At 60.5% G+C, this 9,228-nt stretch carries 6 protein-coding genes; 3 read left to right on the top strand and 3 right to left on the bottom strand.

Features of this window, described 5'->3' with window-relative positions; translation table 11 throughout:
- Positions 1–280 precede the first annotated feature (280 nt).
- Positions 281–1,042: an NAD kinase gene (locus tag ACR0DO_RS07215; protein WP_480557465.1), complete on the top strand. Its 762-nt coding sequence runs from the start codon at positions 281–283 to the stop codon at positions 1,040–1,042.
- A gap of 236 nt (positions 1,043–1,278) precedes the next feature.
- Here the strand turns inward: ACR0DO_RS07215 and ACR0DO_RS07210 are convergent, their stop codons facing one another.
- The 3 genes from ACR0DO_RS07210 to ACR0DO_RS07200 all read right to left on the bottom strand — a co-directional run bounded on the left by ACR0DO_RS07210 (position 1,279) and on the right by ACR0DO_RS07200 (position 7,269).
- Positions 1,279–2,736: an amidase family protein gene (locus ACR0DO_RS07210; RefSeq protein ID WP_480557463.1), complete on the bottom strand. Its 1,458-nt coding sequence runs from the start codon at positions 2,734–2,736 to the stop codon at positions 1,279–1,281.
- Positions 2,737–2,832: 96 nt separating this feature from the next.
- Positions 2,833–4,722: a propionate-CoA ligase PrpE gene (prpE, locus tag ACR0DO_RS07205; protein WP_480557461.1), complete on the bottom strand. Its 1,890-nt coding sequence runs from the start codon at positions 4,720–4,722 to the stop codon at positions 2,833–2,835.
- Between the two features lie 273 nt (positions 4,723–4,995).
- Entirely contained in the window at positions 4,996–7,269 is a 2,274-nt protein-coding gene (locus ACR0DO_RS07200; RefSeq protein WP_480557459.1) for an NADP-dependent malic enzyme, read from the bottom strand.
- A gap of 180 nt (positions 7,270–7,449) precedes the next feature.
- On the opposite strand from ACR0DO_RS07200, the gene ACR0DO_RS07195 reads away from it, so the two are divergent.
- Positions 7,450–8,139, top strand: a complete 690-nt coding sequence (locus tag ACR0DO_RS07195; protein WP_480557457.1) for a hypothetical protein — start codon at positions 7,450–7,452, stop codon at positions 8,137–8,139.
- Positions 8,108–9,205 carry a cupin domain-containing protein gene (locus ACR0DO_RS07190; protein ID WP_480557455.1) on the top strand — a complete coding sequence of 366 codons (1,098 nt, stop codon included), beginning with the start codon at positions 8,108–8,110 and terminating at the stop codon, positions 9,203–9,205. Before ACR0DO_RS07195 ends, ACR0DO_RS07190 begins: the two co-directional genes overlap by 32 nt.
- The last annotated feature ends 23 nt before the right edge of the window (positions 9,206–9,228 follow it).

Below are 9,228 nucleotides of genomic sequence, written 5' to 3'. Positions count from 1 at the left end.
CTCGATCTCGTCGCGCTGGCGGCCCAGCTCGGATGTGATCGAGCCAAAAAGCTCAGGATCACGGTCCGAAAGCGATTGGGTGAAAAAACCGGTGTCACGAAGATTGGCGTTCATGGGGGCTCCACATGGCAGGAATAATCTTGCGGATTTCCTATCGGAAACGGCACATCTGCAAAAGCTGTAAAGCGACGATTTGGCCCGCTGTGGCGTCAAGACTGGCCTATCGGGGAAAGGTATGTTTGTTTCGGAACCAAATGTGTAACACCGGAAACCGGAAAAGATGACAAAGAGAATCGCCTTTCTCGCCAGCGATGTCGAAGTTGCGCAAACTGCGCGGAGCAGTCTTGTAAAGCTGTATGGCAATGCGGCCCCCCGAGATGCGGATGTGGTGGTTGCCCTGGGCGGCGACGGGTTCATGTTGCACACGCTGCACAACATGCAGCATCTGGACACGCCGGTTTATGGCATGAACTGCGGTACCATCGGGTTCCTGATGAATGAGTTTCACGAAGACGACCTGATGGAGCGTTTGGCCGCGGCCGAAGAAGAGGTGATCAACCCTCTGGCGATGCAGGCTATGGACCAATCCGGCAAACTGCACGAGGCACTGGCCATCAACGAGGTGTCGCTGCTGCGCGCGGGTCCGCAGGCAGCCCGGCTGAAGATCAGCGTCGACGGGCGCGTGCGGATGGCCGAACTGGTCTGCGACGGCGCCTTGCTGTCAACGCCGGCCGGATCAACGGCGTACAACTATTCGGCACATGGGCCGATTCTGCCCATTGGGTCCGACGTGCTGGCCCTGACGGCGATTGCCGCGTTCCGGCCCCGCCGGTGGCGCGGGGCGCTTTTGCCCAAGATCGCCAAGGTTCGTTTTGACGTGCTGGACGCTGATAAGCGTCCGGTCATGGCCGACGCGGATTCGGTGTCCTTTGCCGATATCGACTGGGTCGAGATCCGCTCGGAACCGTTGATCCAACACCGTATCCTGTTCGACCCGGGGCATGGGCTGGAAGAGCGTCTGATCTCGGAACAGTTCACCTGAAATCCCGGAAACGCGCCTTTTTGCTCTTGTGTGATCCAGTTCACAGGCGTTCGATTCATCTTTTGTTAATCTTAACTTGCCCGGAGAACACGCCTAGGTGGGAGTGAGTGGCCACCAAGCGGCGTTTTTGAATGATTGCGCAGTTTTCGCGCCGGCGAGGGTAGGTGGTGCTACGCTCGTTGTCAGATTTCCGGGCTTATTTAAGCAAGAGGACCCCGGGCGCAAAACCCCGGGGTCTATTTTCTTGTTCCGGCCTGCTTGGCCGTATCCATTTTTTCCCAAAGCGGGAGGCACATTTGGCCCACCCGCGCCTCAATCGCGGCGGCGGCGTCAACCGCCATGTCCTCGCGCCAGCGGCGGGCGGCGATCTGGATGTTGATCGGTTGCGGCCCTTGCGGCAGATCGGCCAGCCGCGCGGGAACGCTGGCGGCGGGCAGGCCCAGAAAGTTCATCGCATAGGAATAAACTGCGCAGCCCAGAACTTCGTGCACACCTTCGACACCTTCGGTATCGCGGTCGGGTTTGAAAAACGGCTGCGGCAGGAAAGGGGACAGAATCAGGGGGTAATCCTGCATGAACAGCGACCATTCCCGTGCATAATGGGTGCGTTTGGCCAGCATCTGGATCATGTCGGTGCCGATGATGGGCGGGAATTCCTGAAAATAGACGTCGAAGATTTCGCGAATGACCTCGGATCCCGCAGCCTCGATATCGCCTTTCAACAGGGTCAGGACCTCACCCATCAGTGTGCGGTAACCGGTTCGGCCACAGTCGAACACATCGGGCGGGCTGACTTCATCGACCTGATAACCCGCATCGACCAGCGCATCGCGCGCCGCGTCCAGCGCCTTGTCGACCTCGGGGTGCAGGGCATAGCCGAAGGTGTCCTTGGTGAAGGCGATTTTGATAGGCCCTTCCAGAGGTTCGCCGCGCCAGGGCATTGGCACGTGGAACGGATCGCGCGGGTCGGTTGCGATCAGGCTGGGCATCGACAGGTGCAGATCGGTAGCACAGCGTGTGATCAGCCCCTGCACAGACATGGATTGCGCCAGTATTCCGCGCTCGGTCGGCTGGCTGGGGTTCCACGCCGGGACGCGACCAAGACCGGGTTTTACCGTGACCGCACCGTTGGCGGCCGCGGGAAAGCGCAGGCTGCCGCCAATATCGTTCCCATGCGCCAGCGCCCCGATCCCGGCCATCACGGCGGCACCGGCACCGCCCGAGGACCCGCCGGGCGAAATATGTCGCCCCCAGGGGTTATGCGTGCGGCCATGCAGCGGGTTGTCGGTGTCGGCACGGAACGAGAACTCGGGCGTATTGGTTCGCCCAATCACCACGGCCCCGGCGTTTTGCAGGTTGCGCACGACGGGCGCGTCATCGGGGGCGATCACATCTTTCAAGGCCACAACGCCGTTCGATGTGGCGTAGCCTTTTTGATCGACATTGATTTTGATGGTCACCGGGACGCCATGCAGCGGTCCGATTGATGTTCCCTTCGCCCGAGCCCGATCGAGACCGCGCGCGCGTTCCAGTGCCTCGGTGCCCAGATCCTCGACCACCGCGTTCAGGTCCGGGTTTATTTGATGCATCCGGTCAATGGCCGCGCGCACTGCGTCTTCAGCGCTTAGGTCTCCGCTGCGGGTGAGGGCAGTCAGGTCGGTGGCGCTCAGTCGCCAGATGTCGGAATGTGTCATGCGGCCTCATTGTCTGGGTCAGACAGTAGGGGCCCTGTTCGCGGTTGCAAGGGAAAGGCGCGAGGCGCGGGCGGCCAGAGACCGCCCGCAGCGTGCTTACTGGGCGTAGCCGATGGATTTCAGTGCCACGGTGATCTCGTCCAGAATGGCCGGATCGTCGATGGTTGCGGGCATCTTGTAGTCCTGGCTGTCCGCAATCGATACCATCGTGCCACGCAGGATTTTGCCCGACCGGGTCTTTGGCAGGCGATCCACCACGACGGCCTTTTTGAAAGCAGCCACCGGGCCGATCTTTTCGCGGACCAGTTTGACCACGTCCTGCACGACCTCACCATGGTTGCGGTCACAGCCCGCGTTCAGGCACAGGAAGCCAACGGGCATCTGCCCTTTCAACTGATCGGTAACACCGATTACCGCACATTCGGCGACGTCGGGGTGTGCGGCCAGTACCTCTTCCATCCCGCCAGTTGACAGCCGGTGGCCCGCGACGTTGATCACGTCGTCGGTACGCGCCATGATATAAAGATATCCGTCCTCATCGATCATCCCCGCATCGCCGGTTTCATAATAGCCCGGGAAGTGGTTCAGGTATGAGCTTTTGAACCTCTCTTCCGCGTTCCACAGCGTTGGCAGGGTGCCCGGAGGCAACGGCAGCTTGACCGCAATCGCGCCCAATTCGCCCGGCTTCATCGGGTGGCCGCCTTCATCCAGAATCTGCACGTCATAGCCGGGCATCGGCTTGGCCGGAGAGCCCAGCTTGACCGGCAGTTCCTCGATCCCCAGCGGGTTGCCAGCGATGGCCCAGCCGGTTTCCGTCTGCCACCAGTGGTCGATCACCGGAACTTTCAACGCGTCCTGCGCCCATTCGATTGTGTCCGGGTCAGCCCGTTCGCCCGCCAGGTACAGAGCGCGCAGGCTGGACAGGTCGTATTTCTCCAGCATCTCGCCCTTGGGGTCTTCGCGTTTCACCGCGCGGATGGCGGTGGGGGCGGTGAAGAAGCTTTTGACCTTGTGCTCGGAAATCACCCGCCAGAAGGTGCCTGCGTCGGGGGTGCCGACCGGTTTGCCTTCGAAGACGATGGTGGTGTTGCCGTGGATCAGCGGGGCATAGCAGATGTAGGAATGCCCAACGACCCACCCCACATCGGACGCCGCCCAGAACACATCACCGGGATCGACGTCATAGATGTTCTTCATCGTCCAGTTCAACGCAACCAGATGGCCCGCAGTCGGGCGTACGACGCCTTTGGGCGCACCCGTGGTGCCCGAGGTGTAAAGAATATAGGCCGGGTCGTTGCCGTCCACCGGCACACATTCCGCCGGTTCGACACCGTATTGGAACCCGTGCCAGTTAAAGTCACGGCCCTCGACCAGCTGCGCCACTTCCTGTTCGCGCTGGAAGATGACGCAGAAATCGGGCTTGTGACTGGCCATCTCGATGGCGCCGTCCAGTAGGGGTTTGTAGTGGACCACTCGGCCCGGCTCCATCCCGCAGGACGCGGCGATGATCGCCTTCGGTTTGGCGTCGTCGATACGCACGGCCAGTTCGTTACTGGCAAAGCCGCCGAATACGACCGAATGGACCGCACCCAATCGAGCACAGGCCAACATCGCCTCGAGCGCTTCGGGGATCATCGGCATATAGATGATGACCCGGTCACCCTTTTCGACGCCCTTTGCCCGCAGCGCCCCGGCCAAATTGGCTACACGGTTACGTAGCTCGACATAGGAAATCTCGCGCTTGGTGTGGGTGATCGGGCTGTCGTAGATGATGGCGGTCTGTTCTCCGCGGCCATTTTCAACGTGGCGGTCGACCGCGTTCCAGCAAGTGTTGACCTTGGCGTCGCAGAACCATTCGTACAGCGGGGCGTTGTCGTCAAACAGTGCTTTGGTCGGAGGTTGGACCCAGTCGATCCCTTTTGCGGCCTCCATCCAGTATGCCTCTGGATCGGATTTCCAGTTTTCGTAAACGTCCTGATAAGCCACGTTGGTCTCCTCCTTAAATCCCTTGCGCCGTGTGTAAGGTGGGCAAGGGGGCGCGCACAAGCGAGGGAGATAACGGGGCGTCACTTTATCGCAAAATATTTGCAGGTCGCGCCAAATTCGCCTGCAAATTTTTGCAAAGTGTTTTGAGAGGGCAAAGTTGCGCGTCTAGAGCGCGGGTTTTTGCAAATCTGCAAAGTGCAGCGTGCAAAGAATCACCGGCGTTCAGAATATGCTCAGGTGCCGACGCGGGCACCCGAGCCTCTGTTTCGGACGTTAGCCGTAATGCGCCACCGGGGTTCCGGCAATAGCAGCCATGTTCAGCAGCCCGCGAGCGGTGATGGAGGGCGTCACGATATGCGCCTTGTTGCCCATGCCCATCAGGACCGGCCCAACTTCCAGCCCGTCGGCTTTCATCTTCAGGATATTGCGCACGCCGCTGGCCGCATCCGCATGGGCAAAGATCAGAACATTTGCTGTACCGTCCAGGCGCGAGTTCGGGAAAATCCGCGAGCGCAATTCCGGGTCCAGCGCCAGATCGAGGTTCATCTCACCTTCATAGGTAAAGTCGCGCGGTTCGGAATCGAGAATTTCCAGCGCGGCGCGCAGACGTTTGCCGGACCCTTCGGCCTGATTGCCAAATTGCGATTGCGAACAGAAGGCAATCTTGGGCTCGATACCGAACCGGCGCACATGCCGCGCGGCGCCGATCGTGGATTCGGCCAGTTCCTCGGGTGTCGGCAATTGCCGTACATGGGTGTCGGCGATGAACAGGGGGCCGTCTTCGAGGATCATCAGGGACAGCGCGCCGTGCGGGCGCAGGTCGCCATCGGCCAGCACCTGTTGCACATAGTTCAGATGCCAGCGGTACTCGCCGAAAGTGCCGCAGATCATGCTGTCGGCTTCGCCCCGCTGCACCATGATGGCGGCAATTGCGGTGTTGTTCGTGCGCATGATCGCCTTGGCCAGATCGGGCGTCACGCCGCGGCGCTGCATGATTGCGTGATACGAATTCCAATAGTCATAGTAGCGCGGGTCATCCTGCGGGTTCACGATCTGGAAATCCTCGCCGGGGCGGACCGTCAGGCCCAGCCGCTCGCACCGGGCGCTGATGACATCGGGGCGCCCGATCAGGATGGGCGTTTCGGTGGTCTCTTCCAGAATGGCCTGCGCGGCGCGCAGGACACGCTCGTCTTCACCCTCGGCAAATACAATCCGGCGCGAGGCGACGGCGGCGGCCTCGAAGACGGGCCGCATCAACAGGGCGGATTTGAACACGGTCTGGTTCAGACGCTCTTTATACGCTTCGATATCTTCGATCGGCCGCTTGGCAACACCGCTCTCCATCGCCGCCTTGGCCACCGAGGAGGACACGACGCCAACCAGGCGCGGGTCAAACGGTTTCGGGATCAGGTAATCCGGGCCGAACGTCAGTTGTTCACCCTTATAGGCCGCGGCGGCTTCGGCGCTGGTGGTGGCGCGGGCCATCTCGGCGATGCCGTCGACGCAGGCGATCTGCATTTCGTCGTTGATCTCTGTCGCGCCCACATCCAGTGCACCCCGGAAGATGAAGGGGAAGCAAAGAACGTTGTTGACCTGATTGGGAAAATCGCTGCGGCCGGTGGCGATGATCGCATCCGGCGCGACCTCACGCGCGGCTTGCGGCAGAATCTCAGGCGTCGGGTTGGCCAGCGCGAAGATGATCGGGCGCTTGGCCATTTTCTCGACCATCTCGGGTTTGAGCACATTGGGGCCGCTGAGGCCAAGGAACAGGTCGGCGTCACCAATGACATCGTCCAGCGTGCGCAGGTCGGATTTCTGCGCGAACTGGTCCTTGTGCGGGTTCATGTCCTCGGCGCGGCCTTCGTAGACCAGCCCATGAATGTCGCACAGCCAGATGTTCTCGCGTTTGACGCCCAGCTTCACCAACATACTGAGGCAGGCGATCCCCGCAGCGCCGCCGCCGGTAGAGACGACCTTGATATCCTCGAATTTCTTTCCGGCCACATGCAGCGCGTTTTTGGCGGCGGCCCCAACAACGATGGCAGTACCATGCTGATCGTCGTGAAAGACCGGAATATTCATCCGCTCGCGGCACAGCTTTTCAACGATAAAGCAATCGGGGGCCTTGATGTCCTCGAGATTGATGGCGCCGAAGGTCGGCTCCAGCGCGCAGACGATATCGGCCAGCTTTTCCGGGTCGGGCTGATCGACCTCGATATCGAAACAGTCGATGCCGGCGAATTTCTTGAACAGAACCGCCTTGCCCTCCATCACCGGTTTCGAGGCCAGCGCACCGATATTGCCCAGCCCCAGAACCGCCGTCCCGTTCGAGACAACCGCCACCAGATTGCCGCGCGCAGTGTAGCGTTCCGCGTTGTCGGCATCCGCCTTGATCTCAAGGCTGGCCTCGGCCACGCCGGGTGAATAGGCGCGAGCCAGATCACGGCCGTTGGCCATCGGCTTGGTCGCCTTGATTTCCAGCTTCCCGGGTTTTGGATGGGCGTGATATTCAAGCGCGGCCTGCCGCAAACTGGGTGTATCCGACATCGAAATTCAGCTCCCTTCAGAAATTTGATTTAGCCCTAAACTAATTTTCGAGGCTTGGCTACGCTGCGTCACTCAAGAACGCAGAGCGGGCCGATTTGCCGCTGCGCTTGATTTCCACCGCAAAACATTTACAGTCCCGCAACTTTCGAACCCACCCCCTTTTGCATCGAGAAGACCGGCATGAGCTATCAGAAAGACGTCGAGATGGGCGCGGCCCTTTCGTCGAACAATCGCAGATTTGGAGCTGCATTCAGCGCGGCAATCGTTCTGGGTGTTGTGATCCTGTGCGCCATCTCGCTGTGGCCGATGCAGGCGGCGGTATTCAACCAAGAGGGCGGTCTTATCGAAACCGGCTCGGCCGCGGCGTTGTTGGCCGCCGGATTGGTGGCGCTCTACCGGTATCGCGGGATCAGCCGCCTGTATATTGGCGTGGTCCTTCTGCTGCTGGCGGAACGAGAGCTTGAGGCCGATATTTATGCCGTGGACAGCACGCCTTACTTTATTCTGCACGGTCTGGATGTTCTGCTGGATATGACACTGGTGCGTGTGGTGCTGGCGGTGATCGTGCTGGGCGGGGTAGCCTGGCATGGGGTTCCGAACGCCTGGCGGGCGCTGAAGGAACGGGCGCCGTTTCTGTTGGTGTTCTTTCTGGCCGGCATGTGCGCTGTCGTTGCGCAGGGGTTGGAAGAGGTCAGCAGCGCCATTGGCTCCGAAATGTCGACCATCATGGCGACCCGTCTGTTCGTGTTGGAAGAAACGCTTGAGATGTTCTTTTCGATTGGCATTTTGTCCGCCGTTCTGATCGGATGGCCGAAAGCCAAGGCCGATGAGACCACCAATGAGCAAACCGCACGCCCAGACCCAAGCTGAAATCCGCCTGCCCACGCAGGAATTGCGCAACGATATCCCGTTTTACACCAAGGTTCTGGGGATGCGGATGGACATGATCTATCCCGCCGATGACCCGCGTATCGCCGTGTTCTCGGGCCACGGCCTGCGCCTGCGGGTCGAAAAAGACGCGCCCGAACCGCCCGGTACATTGCGCATTCTAACGGACAACCCGGATGACTTTGCGAACGGTCAGCGCAGCCTTGTTGCCCCCAACGGCACCCGCGTTGAGATTGACGAGTTGAACCCGCCTCTGGTCATGCCGGAAACGGTGCATTCCTTCGTGGTGCGCAGGCTGAAAGATCAGGCGCCTTGGATCATCGGGCGGGCTGGGATGCATTATCGCGATTTGGTGCCGGATCGGCTGGGCGGATCGATCATCGCCAGCCACATTCGCATTCCCGACGGTGGCCCTGTTCCCGATATGGTGCATTTCCACAAGGTCGGGTTTCAGTTGATCTTCTGCATCCATGGCTGGGTCGACGTGGTCTACGAAGATCAGGGCGACAAGATGCGCCTGACCGCAGGCGATTGCTTTATCCAGCCGCCAGAGATCCGCCACCGCGTGCTCGAAGCCTCGGACAATGTGCAGGTGATCGAGATCGGCGTTCCTGCCGAGCATGTCACCGAGATCGATCATGAGATGGAGTTGCCAACGCCTGACCACCGCCCGGATCGGGAATGGCAGGGCCAGCGGTTCGTCTTCAATCAGGCCGAGGGGGCCGAGTGGGTTCCGTTCCGTCTGCCCGGCTATATCTGCCGCGATACGACCATTGCAGAGAACACCAAGGGTGTTGCCGGAGTGCAGGTCGTACGCAAAGGACAGGGCGATCCGGTCTGGGCGGCCCACGATACGGATATCCATTTTACCTTTGTCATGAACGGGAAGGTCACGCTTGAGGGCGAAGGCCGCGATCCGTTCCGGCTTGAACAGGGGGACGCTTTTGTCATTCCGCCCGGTATGCGGACCCGGCTGGCTGACCCTTCGGACGATATTGAGCTGTTGGAGGTCACGCTGCCGGGCACCTTCAATACGACGCTAGGCTAAGGAATCTGTCGCTCGGGGCTTCA

It is taken from the genome of Ruegeria sp. AM9 (assembly GCF_056540565.1).
Note: the sequence above shows the minus strand (reverse complement) of the source record. Positions and strands in the feature narration are given on the sequence as shown.

Coding starts and splice junctions, on each gene's coding strand:
- ACR0DO_RS07195 (WP_480557457.1), top strand. CDS start 7,450: ATGAGCTATCAGAAAGACGTCGAGATGGGCGCGGCCCTTTCGTCGAAC.
- ACR0DO_RS07215 (WP_480557465.1), top strand. CDS start 281: ATGACAAAGAGAATCGCCTTTCTCGCCAGCGATGTCGAAGTTGCGCAA.
- ACR0DO_RS07200 (WP_480557459.1), bottom strand. CDS start 7,269: ATGTCGGATACACCCAGTTTGCGGCAGGCCGCGCTTGAATATCACGCC.
- ACR0DO_RS07190 (WP_480557455.1), top strand. CDS start 8,108: ATGAGCAAACCGCACGCCCAGACCCAAGCTGAAATCCGCCTGCCCACG.
- ACR0DO_RS07210 (WP_480557463.1), bottom strand. CDS start 2,736: ATGACACATTCCGACATCTGGCGACTGAGCGCCACCGACCTGACTGCC.